Here is a 15,251-nt window from a genome sequence, read left to right as displayed (position 1 = left end):
AGTTTGTTGGCTTCTTCTCGGCTCTCGGCAGTTATTGAAATGGTATATCGGTTGCCGGTTACCAATTCTTCATTCATAAATTGTTCTCCTACATCACTGCCTATAAGCGAGTTTGATTTTCCTATTGATAAGGCAATGAATACTATTTTGTTGGCCACACTTTCGGGAAGTGGATTGTCAGGATCACCGGGTAAATCTTTCATGCGCATCAGCGTGGTATAGTCGCCACCAAACACCGATTGGTAAAAACCAAAAGCCGCTTCTGTATTGCCTTTGAAAAGTAGGTGAGGGTTTATTTTTGCCATTTTGTTTTTTTTAGAGATTAAATATAGTTTTATTTTTTAAATGATTGGCAAAAGCGGGAAATGAAAATTACGAATTACGAATTTGGCTTTGGTTACACAGAGAGTCACAGAGAAATAGGAGATGCACTGAGGTATAAAAAAAATAGTGCCAAGCATTCGGTTAACCTTGAAAGAGTTTAAAACTCTGTCAGGGTTTGAATCCGCTAAGGTGTTTTACTTTGTCATACTGACGAAGGAAGTATCACATAATCATTTTAAGACTTTGTGTTAACTGTTTTGTGGGTAGGAATTGCAAAGTTGCGCTATCGGTTTTAAAGTTTACTGTAGCTGGCGAAATGAAAAATATTTTATGAAAGTTAAAATTTCATTAATCAATTAAAATAATTTAAAAAAAACGTAGTTTCGCCTTTTTTAAAATTTAACCTATGAAACACCAATTTAAATTAGTTTTATTCTCATTATTTATCTCCATTTTTGCATACGGACAAGCGCCACGTGCCACTTCACTTGACTATTCTGATGTCTCAATGCTTGGAAGAAAATCTGCTAAAAATTCGGAAGTCGTAAAAGGCTCACCCTATATCAACAAGGTTTTTGGACACGGCAAAGTAGTGAATGCTGCTGAGAATGTATTCCTGCGATATAATGCATATGATGATCTTTTTGAATTTATAAGCCCAAATAATGACACTTTAGTACTTAGTAAAACAGAATCCTATGGTGATATCCTATTTACGGGTACAAAAATAAATTACCGCCTGGTAAATTATACCGATAAGAACAACAAACTAACTAAGGGATATTTAATTCAACTTCACCAAAAGAATGATTTTATCCTTTATAAGAAACAAAAAGTAAATTATTCATCAGCCAGACCGGCTGTTTCATCCTATGCCGAAGATTTACCGGCTGAATATACAATAGCGGCTGAAGTTTTCTACCTAAAAAGTAAAGACCAAGAGATACTTGAATTTCCCACAAGTAAAAAAGGGTTAGTTAAGCTTTATCCGGATAGGAAAGAAGCAATTGAAACTTTTCTAAAACAAAATAAGATTAACTTTGATTCAGAAGCCGATTTGAAAAAGCTGATTGATTTTTTAGCTGGTTAAGGACGCATTTTTTTAAACCAATAGTTTTAATTGAAATGTTTGGCGATATACTGAGCCAAATTTTCATCACTCATTCTATTTGAAGTACTTTCACTCGAAAGCGCATTCTTGTATTGGGGTGTTTCGCCCAAAAACTTAATGAACTGTTCCTGAATTTGCCCGGTACCGGTGATGTGAATTTCATCAATATTTGGCATCGTATGGGCAATTTCTTTGAAGTACTTTTGTGTTAAACTAATTTCTTGATTGTTTGAGGTGTTTTCATTTGAGTTAGCATTAGGACCAATGTTTTTCACATGTCCGATAACTATAAAATCACCATCATTAACGTCTTCTTTTCCTACGATTGTTGCGGTGTGGGAATCCATCCAAACACCAAACTGCTTTTTGTTTTTATCTGACATAATTTACTTTTTTCTTAAAGGTAAGCCCTTTTCAAAGTAAAGATTTGATTTTGGGTTAAGATTGTGATATCAAGACACAGTCTTGTCAGAAATGGCGAGAGGATTTAGGCTTTGTGTGCAAGTATTGTAAATCAACTCTATCGAAGGAAAATTCGGTGAGAAACCCAAGCCACGCAGTTGCTACAAACTGCTGTTAGCGGCTGGGCATTCTCATTTTGGGATATCTATTCTACGAATTTCATATATCATTCCTTTGCATTCCTCATCATCAACCATTGTGAACAAACCTGTGAATCTTGCGTAACCTTCTTTGAACTTTCTCATAACGATATATGTATCTTCTGTAAACTGAGCATAGAAAATTGCATCCTCATTTTTCTGTTTTTCAAAGCTCTCTTTTGAGCTATATATTTTATTTAGTTTGTCTGGATTTAATGAAATGTAACCATAAACTGTGACGAGTTTACGCTGATATTTCTTCGGGTTTTTTAAAAGATTCTCAATTGAGATTTTTTCAGCGTCTTTCCATGTTCCAGTAGAGTTATAGACATCTATACTGTAAACATTTATCGTATCAGTTTTGGTTTTCTCAATTTGTCCGAATGTTTTCGAAGAGATTATTAATAATAAAAAGAATGCTTTAATTAATTTCATGTTTTCTTTTTAATACAGGTTTGTCATGCCTTGCCGCTAACGTCTTGATAAATATGAAAAATCCACTTTATTCTTTTTATCAAAATCACTCTTCCCAAATCTACCAAATTTCTCCTCACCAACCAATCCCCATCAATAGGTAATTTAAATCAAGTTATTAACATAAAATTCTTATAGATACACTTTTAAACGCCAATTTTAAAAGCTACTAAGCCGTATTAAAGCCATAGTAAAGCCATGGGAAGCTTATGCAAGACATTTTTAAAAAGCTACTGCGTCATAGTAACGTCATATATACGTCATATAAACGTCATGGTAACATTATGTAGGCGTGCAGTCATAAAACTTAACAAATACCTATTCCTTTTTGCTTATTTTTGCACCTTATTTTTAGTCTAACAATCTAAAAATCCAACAATCTAACAATCTGAAAAATGGCAAAGTGGCAAGAAAGAGCAGCGCTTTTATTTAAAGAAGAAGGGTTAAATAATTTAAAGAATGCCAATGTATTGGTCGTTGGGCTAGGTGGCGTGGGTTCGTTTGCAGCTGAGTTCTTGGCGCGTGCCGGTGTAGGCAATATGACTATCGTGGATGGTGATGTGGTTGATATTACCAATGTAAACCGACAATTACCGGCTTTGCATTCAACCGTAGGAATGCCAAAAGTCCACGTAGTAGGCGATAGGCTGATGGACATCAACCCCGAACTAAACTTAACCCGATTGGAAGAATTCCTCTCGCCTGAAAGGGCTTTTGAAATTATTGAAGATAAATACGATTACGTTTTAGACTGTATAGATAGTATTACACCCAAATTGAATTTGATCATTTCCTGCAAAAGAAAAAGGGTGAAGATTATCTCAAGCATGGGAGCCGGAGGCAAAATGGAAGCGGCTAAAGTAAAGGTCTCGGATATTGGTAATACAGAGAATTGTTTCTTAGCAAAAACCATCAGAAGACGATTAAAAGAAGTTAAAATAGACAAACTAAAAGTGGTTTTCTCCTCAGAAATACAAGACGAAAGCAGTTTGAAAATGACTGACGGCAACAACTTTAAAAAATCATTTTACGGCACCAATAGCTATATGCCCGGACTTTTCGGATTATACGCCGCAGAAACCGTAATAAGATATTTGATCAAAAAAGAGTCTAAGTAAAATGTCAGATTCAAAAAGACCAATAGTAAAAATACCTTTAACTCTTTTTGACAAGAGTGCAGAGGTAATTGGTTTACTGATATTGCTCAGTTTTTGGATTTTCACCTTGTTCTATTACAATCAGCTACCGGAAATTATACCAACACATTTTGGTGCAGAAGGAAAACCCGATGGTTTTGGACCAAAGTGGACGATAGTTATTTTACCGCTGATAAGTACTTTTATCTATGTATTTTTAACTATCGTTGTCAGATTTCCCCACAAGATGAATTATACAGCCACCATTACCGAAACCAATGCCGAAAAGCAATACACAACCATGACCAAAATGTTACGGATGCTCAAACTGATGCTGCTTTTAGTGTTTTTTGTCATTGATTATAAAACAATGCAAATTGCACTGGAATGGCCGGATGTTTTTGGACGTTGGTTTTTATTGTTGGTCTTCACGCTGGTATTTGTACCCATTTTCTATTTTTTAATTCAATCCTCTAAAAACTCCTAATCTTGCAGTGCTCAGCAACTCAGGCACAAAGCAACTCAGCAACTCATATGATACAAACAGTAATCTTCGACATGGATGGCGTAATTGTAGATACCGAACCGGTACATCATTATGCTTATAACCAACAATTTAAACAATTAGGCATCACTATTTCACCTGAAATGTATGCTTCTTTCACGGGGAATTCGACCAAGAATATCTTTGAGCGTTTGAAAGCGGAGTTTAACTTAGAACAAGATGTGCAAACCTTGGTGCAAACGAAACGCAACCTTTTCAACGACGCTTTCGACAACAAAGAAGACTTGTATTTGTTAGACGGAGTAGAAGATTTGATTAAGGACTTGCATAGTAACGGCATGCAGTTGGTTTTGGCTTCAAGTTCAGCTAACGTGACCATTAACCGTATTTTTAATCGCTTTAATTTAGACCAATATTTTACCCATAAAGTCTCAGGAGAGGATTTTCCTAAGTCGAAACCGCATCCGGCTATATTTGAGCACGCGGCATTTTTAGCCCAAACTCCGGTAGCAAACTGTATCGTTATTGAAGACAGTACCAATGGCGTTTTAGCAGCCAAAGCAGCTGGGATTTATTGTGTAGGCTATGATAGTTTTCATTCTAAAATGCAAGACTATTCAAAAGCGGATAAGGTGATTACGCATTTTAAGGAATTGAGTTATGAATTGATTAAGCATATAAAAAATCAGTAACTTTAGACAATGAAAAAACAACTGATTGCCTTAGTTATATTATTCATTTCTTTTCAAATCTCGGCCCAACAAAAGCCTTATTGGAATGAGATAAAAGCCTTCAGAACCCAAGACAGTATTCAGAAACCGCAAGACGGTATGATTCTTTTTATAGGCAGTTCTTCTTTTAGAATGTGGAAAACAGCTAAGGAAGACCTTCACAATACAACCATTGTCAATCGTGCTTTTGGTGGCGCGACTTTAGAGGATTTGATTTATTGGCAAGACGATGTGGTTTTAAAATACAAGCCTAAGAAGATATTTATTTATTGTGGAGAAAACGATATTGCCAGTTCGGAAAAAGTAACGCATGAAATCGTTTTTGAACGCTTTAAAACCTTGCACACCACTTTAAGAAAGCAATTTCCTGAAACACCCATTGTGTTTGTATCGATTAAGCCTTGTATTTTAAGATGGGCTATGAAAGACAGAATGATGGCTGCCAACGCATTAATCAATACTTACTTAAAACAAGATAAAAATGCTGTTTTTGCGGATATTTGGGACAAAATGCTCGAGAATGGTGAACCAATGAAGGATATTTTTATCCAAGACAATCTGCATATGAATGCTAAGGGTTATTCTATTTGGACAAAAGCATTGAATGCTTTGGTAAACGAATAACGTTTTTATATACTAATAAAAAAGCCGGTGTGAACCGGCTTTGCTTTGTTTATCGTAAAATATCTTATTTCTTGATTTCTACATCAACATCATCACTATCAACATCAACGCCTTCACCACTTATTTTTACAGAAGTGCCGTCTTTTTCTTTAACGGTATCTTTAACGATTACCGTTTCCTTTTCGATGGTATTTGTTTCAATCGTTTCTGTTGTTTTCTCTTCTTTTTTATCACATGACATTAACAATACAATTGATAACATACTTAAGCAAATTCCAATATTTTTCATAAAATAATTTTTGAGTTATTGGGAAAGGTAGTCAATAAATACCGGGTAAACTATTAATTATCAATTAATTTGCCTTACGAGTTATTTATCAAGCCTCTTGATTGGCACTGTTGGGTATAATATGTTTTTCTAAAACACGCTTACTATCTTTTTTTACGGCTGTATCCTTTCGCATTCCCCAAAAGAAATCGGAGGATTTTTTGCGGGCTTCTTCTAAGTTAACTATTGGTAACGGATAATCTTTACCCGGCGTAAATTGGTGAAAGACTTGTTCGATAAGCGTCAGTTTCCAAGGTTCATGCACAAAAAGAATCGGCAATGAGGATAACTCTGGTACCCATTTTTTGATAAACGTTCCTTCTTCATCGTGCTCTATAGAATTCTTCACCGGATTGTATACTCTAAGCGTATTTACACCTGTAACACCTGCTTGCATTTGTATCTGTGGATAATGAATACCGGGTTCAAAATCAAGGAACTGTTGGGCCAAATGCGGACTGCAATTTTGCCAAGGTTGAAATAAATGATGGGTGTAAAACGAAACGACCAATGCCCGCATTCTGAAATTCAGATAGCCGGTAGTATTCAAACAGCGCATGCAAGCATCAACTATCGGTACGCCGGTTTTTCCTTCAGTCCAAGCTTTGTACCAAGCTTGATTTACGGGTTGTTTGAGTTCTCTATATCCTTTATTTACTGCTACAAATTCCATTTCACATTCCATTTCAAATTTCTGAATGAAGTGTGCTTGCCAACGCAATCGGGAAGCAAAGTTGGCTATTTGGCGTTTGTATTTGCCGTTTTGTGCTTTCAGGATAGCGGCTTGATACACTTGTCGTATAGAAAGATTTCCCCAAGCTATATAAGGTGAAAGACGGCTACAACCTTTTCTGGCAGCTTCAGGTTTAGAAATGTGCCGACTGTAATTTTCTACTCTACCATACAAAAATGAATTGAGATAGCGCATTCCGGTGCTTGTGCCTCCTTTTTGAAAAGGGGTATCTTTGTCCGTCTTTAAATTGGGCACCGAAAAATACTTCTCAATTTCCTCCAATTCCCGGTATTTGATGAAACTTCGACTATCGGCTTCAAAAGGAAACAAAGGTTTGGCCATAAAATCATACCAGTCTTCTTTCCATTTCTTACGGTTTTGAAGTCCGCGGATAACGCCATTGGTCACATATTCGTGCCAAGGGATTCCGTGTTCTCTAAACAATTCGGCGACTTCCAAATCACGGTCAAAGGTTAGTTTAATTCCTGTTTCTTGGTGCGAATAAATTCCGTTAACGGAAATCATATTGATTAGCTTCTTGAAAACCGCTGTGGCTTCTTCTTCTACAATTAGAATTTGGGTGTGAAAGGGAAGTAGTTCTTTTTGTAATTCTTCTAAAGATTGCTTGATAAAATCAAAATGTCTTTGGCTGTAATGATGGTCATTTACTAAAGAAGGTTCAAGAATATAAAGCAACAATACTTTCCCCGAAGACTGTAAAGCTTGGTACAGTGCCTCGTTATCGTGTAATCGCAAATCCCTTTTAAACCATACAATGTTCATTAGCCCACGGCTTGTTTATAAACTGTTAGACATTTTTCACGCGCTTCTTTGTGATCTACAATGGGTTGAGGATATTCTAATGAATTCAACTCTGGAATCCATTTTTTTATATACGCTAAGTCTTTATCAAACTTTTTGATTTGCTCGGTTGGATTAAAAATTCTGAAGTAAGGCGCAGCATCAACACCGCTTCCGGCAGCCCATTGCCAATTGCCGACATTACTGGCTTGTTCGTAGTCTAATAGTTTTTGGGCAAAATAAGTTTCACCCCAACGCCAGTCAATTAATAAATGTTTGCACAAAAAACTCGCCACTATCATTCGCACTCGGTTGTGCATGTGACCGGTGGTGTTTAATTCTCGCATTCCGGCATCAACAAAAGGATAACCGGTTTTGCCTTCGCACCATTTTTGGAACAGAACTTCATTGTTGTTCCATTGAATAGCGTCGTATTTGGCTTTAAAACTTTGGTTTACAGTATGAGGAAAATGCCAAAGTATTTGCATAAAGAATTCACGCCAAATGAGTTCTTTGAGAAAGGTTTCGTTCTTACTTTCTATAGCTTTCGCGACAATTTTTCGGATAGAAACAGCACCAAAACGAAGGTAAATTCCCAGGTATGAAGTTTTGTTCATCGCCGGAAAGTTTCGGGTAGCTTCATAATTGTCAATCAGTGTATCCGAAATATCAAAAGGGGTTACTTTGATGGTTGACGCTACAAACCCAATGTCTTTTAAACTTAAAAAAGGATAGGAGTGAAGGGTTACTTTTTCCAGATAATCTTCTGAATTGTAATTGGCTAACTGTATCTTCTTAAAGTGTTCTTTCCACTTATTCGAATACGGAGTATAAACCACATAAGGCGTTCCGTCGTCTTTGGTTACTTCGCTTTTTTCAAAGATGACTTGGTCTTTGCTGGTTTTAAATTCGATATTGTACTCTTTGAACAAATGGTACAATTCTAAATCGCGTTTGCGTGCGTAAGGTTCGTAATCGTGGTTGGTGTAAACGGTATGGATTTCGTTTTCACTTAGTATTTTGTTATACACTTCAAATGGATCACCATAAAAAACCGCTAATGATTTTCCGTACTTGCTTAGTTGTGCTTGAATTTTGGTTAATTGTTGGTGAATAAAAGTCACCCGAGCATCATCGTTAGACAATTGCGAGAGGATATTTTCGTCAAAAATAAAAATAGGCAAAACCTCTTCACCACTTTGCAGTGCATGAAAAAGACCGGCATTGTCTTCTAACCGCAAATCGCGTCTAAACCAAAAGATGTTCATATTGTAAATTTAGGCATTCACCAATAAAGTCGACATTCCGCCATCAACATGGAATATTTGTCCCGAAATCCAACTGCTTTTATCTCCTAATAAAAAGCCGGCCATTTGTGCCATATCTTCGGAGGTACCAACGCGTTTTAACGGATGACGTTGTGCTGATTTTTCTCTTTTCTCTTCGTTACTCAAAAACTTTTCTGCCAATGGCGTGTCGGTTAATGATGGTGCAATAACATTCACTCTGATTTTGGGAGCATATTCTGCGGCTAAAGCTTTGGCAAAACCTTCAATCGCACCTTTGGCTGCAGCCACACTAGTGTGAAAAGGCATACCCATACTCGCGGCAACCGAGCTGAATAGTACAATACTCGACTGTTCGGCAGCGGTTAAATTAGGCAAAACCGATTGTATAACTTTTACTAAACTAATAAAATTAATTTGCAAATCGCTTTCAAAAGCATCCGGTTTTAAACCACGAAACGGTCGAAGATTGATGCTTCCCGGACAATAGACTAGTCCATGAATGACTTCGGGTAATTTTGAGGTATCCAAAGTATCCGTTGTGGCATCAAATGGAATATGAGTCACATTCATATCCGAAATAGCTTCATTGGTTCTTGAGGCGATTAATACTTTGTTTTCGTATTGTAATTCTTTGGCAATGGCTAAACCAATTCCGTAGGAACCGCCAATTAAGAGTATGTTTTTCATTTTATTCTGCTTTATATTCTCCAAAAAGGTCAATTAATTTCTGTCTGCGGTAATCAAAGATTTCTTTAAGCTTAGGTTTCACTAAAAACGGATGTACCATTTGCCCCAAAATGCCCATCGGAACTTTGTAATCAACGATGTCTTCCATTTCAACACCACCCGGGATTTCCTTTAAGAAATGTTTATGGTGCCAAAGCGCATAAGGTCCGAAACGCTGTTCATCTACAAAATATCTTTGGTCAACAACATGAGTAATTTCTGTTACCCATTTCATAGGAATTCCCAAAACAGGGGTAACTATATATTGAATAATTTGTCCGGCAAACATAGGACGATCATCTCCTGAAAGGGTTTTAAAGCCCATATATTCCGGTGTTATAGTCTTCAGGTTTTTAGGGTCAGAAAGAAATGCCCAAGCTTGATCAATTGAAATAGGTAACTTTTGTTTGGTGTGTAAAGTATATACTTTCATTTATTTTTCTTGTAAAAGTACAAACTTGTTTAGCATATATCCAAAAAGATTAAACAATAATGTATTGATTTAAGTTTAAATTAACATTTGAAAGCTTAACAATTTGTAATTTTGAGCAAACTAAAATCAACATTATGAGAAAAATTATTTTTGTATTGGCTATGATTATTGCCAATTTTACCATTGAAGCCCAAGTTAAAACACCTGCGCCTAGTCCGAAATCAACTATAAATCAAACAGTTGGATTGACAGATGTTACCGTTGAATATTCACGTCCAAGTGCTAAAGGCAGACCTGTTTTTGGTGATTTAGTGCCTTTTGGAAAATTGTGGAGAACCGGAGCCAATCAGAATTCGATGATTACTTTCAGTGAAGATGTTGTAATTAAAGGCACGATACTTAAAAAAGGAAAATATGCCATTTTTACTACGCCAAAAGCTGACATGTGGGAAATCATTTTTTATACTGACACCGACAATTGGGGAACACCTGAAAATTGGGATGAAAACAAAGTAGCATTCAAGACAAATGTTGACCCAATTGCTTTGGGTAATAATGTAGAAACTTTTACCCTTGCGATTAATAACTTAACTAATGATAGTGCTACTCTTGATATTTCATGGGAGAAAACAATGGCCTCTATTAAGTTTGAAGTACCAACACAAAAATCGGCTATGGCCAGTATCAATAAAGTATTAGCCGGACCAACCGCAGGAGATTATTTTTCTTCAGCGCAGTATTTATACCAATCGGAAGGCGATTTGAATAAAGCTTTAGAATATGTGAATAAAGCTGTAGGCATGGCAAAAGCCGGAGAAGATGCTCCTTTTTGGCACTTAAGATTAAAGTCTTTAATCCAAGCTAAGATGGGTAACAAATCGGGGGCTATTGAAACTGCCAGATTATCATTGGCCGGTGCTGAAAAAGCCAACAACGGTGACTACGTTAAAATGAACAACGACAGTATTAAAGAGTGGAGTAAAAAATAATTTTATTTCTTCTAAAAATAGTAAACCACGAACGGATAACGCTCGTGGTTTTTTTATGCCATTACTTTTTGTTTTCCTTTAGACCCCAATTGCATCAGTATTGATAGTACAACAGTTAAGGAAGCGCCAATAAAGTTCAACCATAAATACCCTAATTTTTCCTGACCGTTAGGATAGATGTGTATGGCGTAATAATAGATAAAGAATATGGTGGTTTGACTGATAACAGCACTGTAGAAAATAGCATTGGCTTTAACAAACTTGATATAAAATCCAACCAAGAAAACACCCAATACCGTTCCGTAGAAAATAGAGCCGACAATGTTAACCAACTGAATTAAATTCTCAAACAGGGTTCCAACACAAGCAAATAAAATGGCAATTACTCCCCAAAGTAAAGTGAAAGCTTTGGTAGCATTCACAAAATGCTTTTCAGATTTTTCGCCTTTCACATTCCGTTTGTAAATATCAATGGCTGTAGTTGAAGCTAAAGCCGTCAACCCTGAAGCAGAAGACGACATAGCTGCTGATAGAATTACCGCCAACAAAAGCCCTATCAATCCCGAAGGCAAATAGTTTAGAATAAAATAGATGAAGACATAATCCTTGTCATTGGTTTCGGCTTTGCCGTCGACTTTGGCGATGATTTCTTTGGCTTGGTCATGCAAGTCTTTTTCTTTACCCGATAATGAAATCAGTTTTTGACGCAATATCGGATTGTCATAATTCTGATTCAAATGATCGATATACAATAAATTGAATTCTTTTTTCTCTTCGGAGAGTTGGGTTAACTGTTTTTCAAGCGAGTTGTATTCTGCTGCATAAACAGATTTTTCAACGGCAGTTTTATTAACAGGGTTGAAATGCAAAGGCACAGGATTAAATTGGAAAAAAACAAAAACCATCACACCGGTTAATAAAATAAAGAACTGCATCGGTACTTTAAGAAAGCCGTTCATGATCAATCCCATTTGGCTTTCTCTATCTGATTTTCCGGATAAATAGCGTCCTACTTGTGATTGGTCGGTACCAAAGTAGGAGAGCATGAGAAAGAAACCTCCTGTGATTCCGCTCCAAAACGTATAACGGTTTTCGGGATCGACAGAGAAATCAAGGATATTCATTTTATCATTGGCACCTGCAATATGCATGGCATTTGAAAATGTCATGTCATTGGGTAACAAATGCAAAATCAAAAAGAATGTGATAAACATACCGGTCATGATGATAAACATCTGTTGTTTTTGGGTTACGTTTACGGCTTTGGTTCCACCGGCGAAAGTGTAGATGATTACCAAAATCCCGATGATAACGTTAAGCAAAGTCAGATTCCAACCCAATATAGAAGACAAAATAATCGCCGGTGCATAAATGGTCAAACCGGTTCCTAATCCGCGTTGGATTAAAAATAAAATCGCGGTAAAAGAACGGGTTTTTAAATCGAAACGCTGTTCTAAATATTCATAAGCGGTAAAAACTTTTAGTCGGTGATAAATAGGAATAAACGTCATTGAAATCACCACCATCGCAATGGGTAAACCAAAATAGAACTGCACAAATCCCATTCCGTCATGATAAGCTTGCCCTGGTGTAGAAAGAAAAGTAATCGCACTGGCTTGAGTAGCCATTACTGATAAACCAACAGTCCACCAAGGGGTTTCTTTGTTGCCCAAAATGTATTCTTCTACATTGGCACTTCCTTTGGTTTTATAAACACCATAAGAAACTATAAAAAGCAGCGTAACCGATAAGACGATCCAGTCGAGTTGTTGCATATCAGAAGAATAATTGCATTAATATAAAGAAGATAATGATATAAATGGCATTGGCCACCAAAACCCAAGTATAGCTATTCTTCCAAACTGATTTTTTTTCCTGTTCCATTTTATTTTCCAATTGCTAACATGTTTGCCAATAGCCTAAACGCTCCCGGAACGCCTTCGGGTAATTCTCTGAAGAAACTCAGTCCGGTATAGATATAATTTCCTTTGCCGTATTTGGCCACTAATAAAGCACCATTTTTAGGTTTCTCGCCTTTGTCGTTCGCGGAAAGAATAGGTGTGAAGTTGGCATCCCATTCGCTTGGATAATACAATCCTTGCTCTTGTTTCCAGCCTTTAAAATCCTCCGAAGTAATTTTGTTTGGGTAATTTAGTAACTGATGATTTGGTGCTAAAAACCGAACTTCTGCGTCTTCTTCAGTCACGCGGTCTCGGGAAATTTTAAGGGAATACGGCGCCATTTCTTTGGTTACCAAATCATCCGTTGTATTGTATTGCACTATCATCGTTTTGCCGTTTTTAACAAAATCGAGTAAAATATTTTGCTTGAAAGCCAATCCATTCACCACATTATAAGCTCGGATTCCGGTCATTACTACATCAAATTCAGCCAACTTTTCAGTAGAGATTTCCTCGGGTTTTAAGACTTGGACTTCGTAACCCATTTGGGCCAAACTTTTAGGCACTTCATCTCCGGCACCCATGATGTAGGCGATTTTTTCGTTTTTGGTTTTAATTTTTAAGCGAATGCCTTTAGCTTCAGCCGTTTTCAAGACCATTTGCTTGTAAATATGGGAATAGTTGATGTCAATTTTTTCTTTGTCGAAAGTTTGTCCGTCAACCGTCACTATGCTTTTGATATCAATTTCACTGGCTTCTTCTGAAGGTGAAACCGAGAATTCAGCCAAAAATTCCTGTCCTTTTTTATCGATAGTAAACGGAATTTCTGCAGGTGAGACTTCCCAATTTTGAGGAACCGCTAATTTTACTTGTCCTGAAACATTGTCTTTTCCGGCTTTGACCTTTACCGTAATCGTTTTGCTTCTGTCGTTATTGAAAATATAGACTTTTTCCGCAATAGAAGAAGTTGCTGCAGGAACAATATCTAAAGGTTGGTAAACTTCACCTTTAACATCGTCGTTGTATTTGTAAATTACGTAGCGATCGAAAGGAATCGTAACATTGTTAATTCCGATCCAAAAACCAACTTTCACTTGGCGCAATACATCAGGAAGACCTATATTTTCTTGATTATCCACTTTATACATTCCAATTGTTCCTTTTTGATTTAGCCAATAAGCATTGGTGTAATCAAAGTCATTTGACAGTTGTAATGTATTAGTTGTTGTGTAAGGAATATTGTTTTTTAAGGCAATTGACTTCTGTCCGGCATTTATATAAACCGGAACTGATCCGATTCCTTCTAAATTGATAGCAATGTTGCTTCGGTTGATGGCTTCAATTTTAACTTTTAACGGACTTCCCGGTATAATTTCTTGAACATCGGCAACGGCTTCTAAATACAATCCGGCACAAGCTGCTATGATTTCTTTGATTTCTTCTGATTTGATGGTTTTCCAATGTTTGTCTTCCAACGCTTCAATTAAAGCGAAGGCTTTCACCAATTCAGGAACACTTGCCGAAGGATTTTTAAAATCGAAGTTTTTCTCTACAGCATATAAAATATCGCCAATTTCTTTGCCGCCTTTTACTCGATTCCAAGTCGTATCGATTCCTTCAAACAGATTGGTTTTATCTTTCGGCATATCGCCTTTTAAAAATTCTAAATATTCGTCTTCTTCACCACGGCTTCCGGTAGAACCAAAACCTTGTGATTGATGACGACTGCGACTCAAAGCGGCAATTTCCTGATTGGATTTACCAACCGATTGGTAATACGTTCCGATTTTCAGGTTGACCAAATTGGTTTTATCGGCGGCTTCAAATTTTTCCCGACTTCCGTAAAACCACCAAGAAGTATTGAAAAACAGTCTTTTGGGTTGCCAAGTTGAAACATATTGCAATTGTTCAGGATATTGATTGGCATCATTAACCAAATCAAATGCTTCTATACTCAGCATAGCCGAAGAAGTATGGTGACCATGAGTAGTTCCGGGAGAACGATGGTCAAATCGATTGATAATAACATCGGGTTGGAATTTACGAATGGCCCAAATGACATCGCTTAAAACTTGATTTTTGTCCCAAATTTTCAAAGTTTCATCGGGATTTTTAGAAAAGCCAAAGTCGTTGGCTCTAGTAAAGAATTGTTTACCACCGTCAATTTTTCGGGCTTCAATTAATTCTTGGGTTCTGATGACGCCTAATAATTCTCTTAGTTCCGGTCCAACAAGATTTTGTCCGCCATCGCCACGAGTTAAGGACAAATAACTGGTTCTTGCTTTTTTATCATTAGACAGATACGAGATAAGTCGGGTATTTTCATCATCAGGATGCGCGGCTATGTATAGCACAGAGCCTAAGAAATTCAGTTTTTGAATTTGATTGTATATTTCAACAGCATTAGGTTTAGCAGGCTGTTGAGCGCAAATAAATTGGGTGAAAAAGAATAAAAAAACAATAGATAAAGAGTAAAGCTTTTGCATTGGTATGACTTTAATAGCAATAGCTTCAAATATAAACATTAAATAAAAAGTAGCGTTT

At 36.7% G+C, this 15,251-nt stretch carries 16 protein-coding genes; 6 read left to right on the top strand and 10 right to left on the bottom strand.

The features are described 5' to 3' along the window. Positions 1 to 305, bottom strand: a 305-nt coding sequence (locus ACK4HO_RS11440) for a VOC family protein (RefSeq protein WP_409665927.1), incomplete at its 3' end; no start/stop codon positions are given. Between the two features lie 425 nt (positions 306 to 730). On the opposite strand from ACK4HO_RS11440, the gene ACK4HO_RS11435 reads away from it, so the two are divergent. After that, entirely contained in the window at positions 731 to 1,414 is a 684-nt protein-coding gene (locus tag ACK4HO_RS11435) for a hypothetical protein (RefSeq protein ID WP_409665925.1), read from the top strand. Between the two features lie 26 nt (positions 1,415 to 1,440). Here ACK4HO_RS11435 and ACK4HO_RS11430 read toward each other — a convergent pair whose 3' ends face one another. Both ACK4HO_RS11430 and ACK4HO_RS11425 read right to left on the bottom strand, forming a co-directional pair. Further along, positions 1,441 to 1,818: a hypothetical protein gene (locus ACK4HO_RS11430; RefSeq protein ID WP_409665924.1), complete on the bottom strand. Its 378-nt coding sequence runs from the start codon at positions 1,816 to 1,818 to the stop codon at positions 1,441 to 1,443. Positions 1,819 to 2,028: 210 nt separating this feature from the next. Further along, positions 2,029 to 2,472 (bottom strand): hypothetical protein, encoded by a 444-nt coding sequence (locus tag ACK4HO_RS11425; protein WP_409665922.1) that lies wholly within the window; start codon positions 2,470 to 2,472, stop codon positions 2,029 to 2,031. A gap of 434 nt (positions 2,473 to 2,906) precedes the next feature. On the opposite strand from ACK4HO_RS11425, the gene ACK4HO_RS11420 reads away from it, so the two are divergent. From ACK4HO_RS11420 to ACK4HO_RS11405, 4 genes are read left to right on the top strand one after another with little or no spacing between them, the layout of a single operon-like run. Then, positions 2,907 to 3,629 (top strand): ThiF family adenylyltransferase, encoded by a 723-nt coding sequence (locus ACK4HO_RS11420; protein ID WP_409665920.1) that lies wholly within the window; start codon positions 2,907 to 2,909, stop codon positions 3,627 to 3,629. A 1-nt stretch (position 3,630) separates the two neighbouring features. Then, a complete protein-coding gene (locus ACK4HO_RS11415; protein ID WP_409665918.1) occupies positions 3,631 to 4,134 on the top strand; it encodes a DUF1648 domain-containing protein in 504 nt (167 codons plus the stop codon). 47 nt (positions 4,135 to 4,181) lie between these two features. After that, on the top strand, positions 4,182 to 4,844 hold the full coding sequence (locus tag ACK4HO_RS11410; RefSeq protein ID WP_409665917.1) for an HAD family hydrolase: 663 nt from the start codon (positions 4,182 to 4,184) through the stop codon (positions 4,842 to 4,844). Between the two features lie 9 nt (positions 4,845 to 4,853). Continuing rightward, positions 4,854 to 5,507, top strand: a complete 654-nt coding sequence (locus ACK4HO_RS11405) for a GDSL-type esterase/lipase family protein (protein WP_409665915.1) — start codon at positions 4,854 to 4,856, stop codon at positions 5,505 to 5,507. 64 nt (positions 5,508 to 5,571) lie between these two features. Here the strand turns inward: ACK4HO_RS11405 and ACK4HO_RS11400 are convergent, their stop codons facing one another. From ACK4HO_RS11400 to ACK4HO_RS11380, 5 genes are all read right to left on the bottom strand, one after another. Beyond that, positions 5,572 to 5,796 carry a hypothetical protein gene (locus ACK4HO_RS11400; protein ID WP_409665913.1) on the bottom strand — a complete coding sequence of 75 codons (225 nt, stop codon included), beginning with the start codon at positions 5,794 to 5,796 and terminating at the stop codon, positions 5,572 to 5,574. 88 nt (positions 5,797 to 5,884) lie between these two features. Next, complete coding sequence (locus tag ACK4HO_RS11395; RefSeq protein ID WP_409665911.1) at positions 5,885 to 7,351, bottom strand: FAD-binding domain-containing protein; 1,467 nt, start codon at positions 7,349 to 7,351, stop codon at positions 5,885 to 5,887. Next, positions 7,351 to 8,637: a cryptochrome/photolyase family protein gene (locus ACK4HO_RS11390; protein ID WP_409665909.1), complete on the bottom strand. Its 1,287-nt coding sequence runs from the start codon at positions 8,635 to 8,637 to the stop codon at positions 7,351 to 7,353. Before ACK4HO_RS11390 ends, ACK4HO_RS11395 begins: the two co-directional genes overlap by 1 nt. 9 nt (positions 8,638 to 8,646) lie before the next feature. Beyond that, on the bottom strand, positions 8,647 to 9,345 hold the full coding sequence (locus tag ACK4HO_RS11385) for an SDR family NAD(P)-dependent oxidoreductase (RefSeq protein WP_409665908.1): 699 nt from the start codon (positions 9,343 to 9,345) through the stop codon (positions 8,647 to 8,649). Position 9,346: 1 nt separating this feature from the next. Then, positions 9,347 to 9,817 (bottom strand): SRPBCC family protein, encoded by a 471-nt coding sequence (locus ACK4HO_RS11380; protein WP_409665906.1) that lies wholly within the window; start codon positions 9,815 to 9,817, stop codon positions 9,347 to 9,349. Between the two features lie 134 nt (positions 9,818 to 9,951). Between ACK4HO_RS11380 and ACK4HO_RS11375 the strand changes: the two genes are divergently transcribed. Then, positions 9,952 to 10,806 carry a DUF2911 domain-containing protein gene (locus ACK4HO_RS11375; protein ID WP_409665905.1) on the top strand — a complete coding sequence of 285 codons (855 nt, stop codon included), beginning with the start codon at positions 9,952 to 9,954 and terminating at the stop codon, positions 10,804 to 10,806. Between the two features lie 53 nt (positions 10,807 to 10,859). On the opposite strand, the gene ACK4HO_RS11370 is transcribed toward ACK4HO_RS11375, so the two are convergent. Together ACK4HO_RS11370 and ACK4HO_RS11365 are read right to left on the bottom strand one after the other, a co-directional pair. Continuing rightward, positions 10,860 to 12,581: a sodium:solute symporter gene (locus ACK4HO_RS11370; protein WP_409665903.1), complete on the bottom strand. Its 1,722-nt coding sequence runs from the start codon at positions 12,579 to 12,581 to the stop codon at positions 10,860 to 10,862. A gap of 110 nt (positions 12,582 to 12,691) precedes the next feature. After that, entirely contained in the window at positions 12,692 to 15,193 is a 2,502-nt protein-coding gene (locus ACK4HO_RS11365; RefSeq protein ID WP_409665901.1) for a PIG-L family deacetylase, read from the bottom strand. Positions 15,194 to 15,251: the final 58 nt, after the last annotated feature.

Origin of the sequence: Flavobacterium sp. (assembly GCF_046296355.1) — a bacterium.
In the GTDB taxonomy this organism is placed as follows: Bacteria; Bacteroidota; Bacteroidia; order Flavobacteriales; family Flavobacteriaceae; genus Flavobacterium.
The sequence above is the reverse complement of the archived record's forward strand: the minus strand, read 5'-3'. Positions and strand labels throughout refer to the sequence as shown.

What these genes read in the sequence shown, in the direction of transcription:
- ACK4HO_RS11390 (WP_409665909.1), bottom strand. Translation starts at nt 8,637, where the DNA reads ATGAACATCTTTTGGTTTAGACGCGATTTGCGGTTAGAAGACAATGCC.
- ACK4HO_RS11395 (WP_409665911.1), bottom strand. Translation starts at nt 7,351, where the DNA reads ATGAACATTGTATGGTTTAAAAGGGATTTGCGATTACACGATAACGAG.
- ACK4HO_RS11415 (WP_409665918.1), top strand. Translation starts at nt 3,631, where the DNA reads ATGTCAGATTCAAAAAGACCAATAGTAAAAATACCTTTAACTCTTTTT.
- ACK4HO_RS11400 (WP_409665913.1), bottom strand. Translation starts at nt 5,796, where the DNA reads ATGAAAAATATTGGAATTTGCTTAAGTATGTTATCAATTGTATTGTTA.
- ACK4HO_RS11380 (WP_409665906.1), bottom strand. Translation starts at nt 9,817, where the DNA reads ATGAAAGTATATACTTTACACACCAAACAAAAGTTACCTATTTCAATT.
- ACK4HO_RS11420 (WP_409665920.1), top strand. Translation starts at nt 2,907, where the DNA reads ATGGCAAAGTGGCAAGAAAGAGCAGCGCTTTTATTTAAAGAAGAAGGG.
- ACK4HO_RS11405 (WP_409665915.1), top strand. Translation starts at nt 4,854, where the DNA reads ATGAAAAAACAACTGATTGCCTTAGTTATATTATTCATTTCTTTTCAA.
- ACK4HO_RS11375 (WP_409665905.1), top strand. Translation starts at nt 9,952, where the DNA reads ATGAGAAAAATTATTTTTGTATTGGCTATGATTATTGCCAATTTTACC.
- ACK4HO_RS11435 (WP_409665925.1), top strand. Translation starts at nt 731, where the DNA reads ATGAAACACCAATTTAAATTAGTTTTATTCTCATTATTTATCTCCATT.
- ACK4HO_RS11425 (WP_409665922.1), bottom strand. Translation starts at nt 2,472, where the DNA reads ATGAAATTAATTAAAGCATTCTTTTTATTATTAATAATCTCTTCGAAA.
- ACK4HO_RS11365 (WP_409665901.1), bottom strand. Translation starts at nt 15,193, where the DNA reads ATGCAAAAGCTTTACTCTTTATCTATTGTTTTTTTATTCTTTTTCACC.
- ACK4HO_RS11370 (WP_409665903.1), bottom strand. Translation starts at nt 12,581, where the DNA reads ATGCAACAACTCGACTGGATCGTCTTATCGGTTACGCTGCTTTTTATA.
- ACK4HO_RS11385 (WP_409665908.1), bottom strand. Translation starts at nt 9,345, where the DNA reads ATGAAAAACATACTCTTAATTGGCGGTTCCTACGGAATTGGTTTAGCC.
- ACK4HO_RS11430 (WP_409665924.1), bottom strand. Translation starts at nt 1,818, where the DNA reads ATGTCAGATAAAAACAAAAAGCAGTTTGGTGTTTGGATGGATTCCCAC.
- ACK4HO_RS11410 (WP_409665917.1), top strand. Translation starts at nt 4,182, where the DNA reads ATGATACAAACAGTAATCTTCGACATGGATGGCGTAATTGTAGATACC.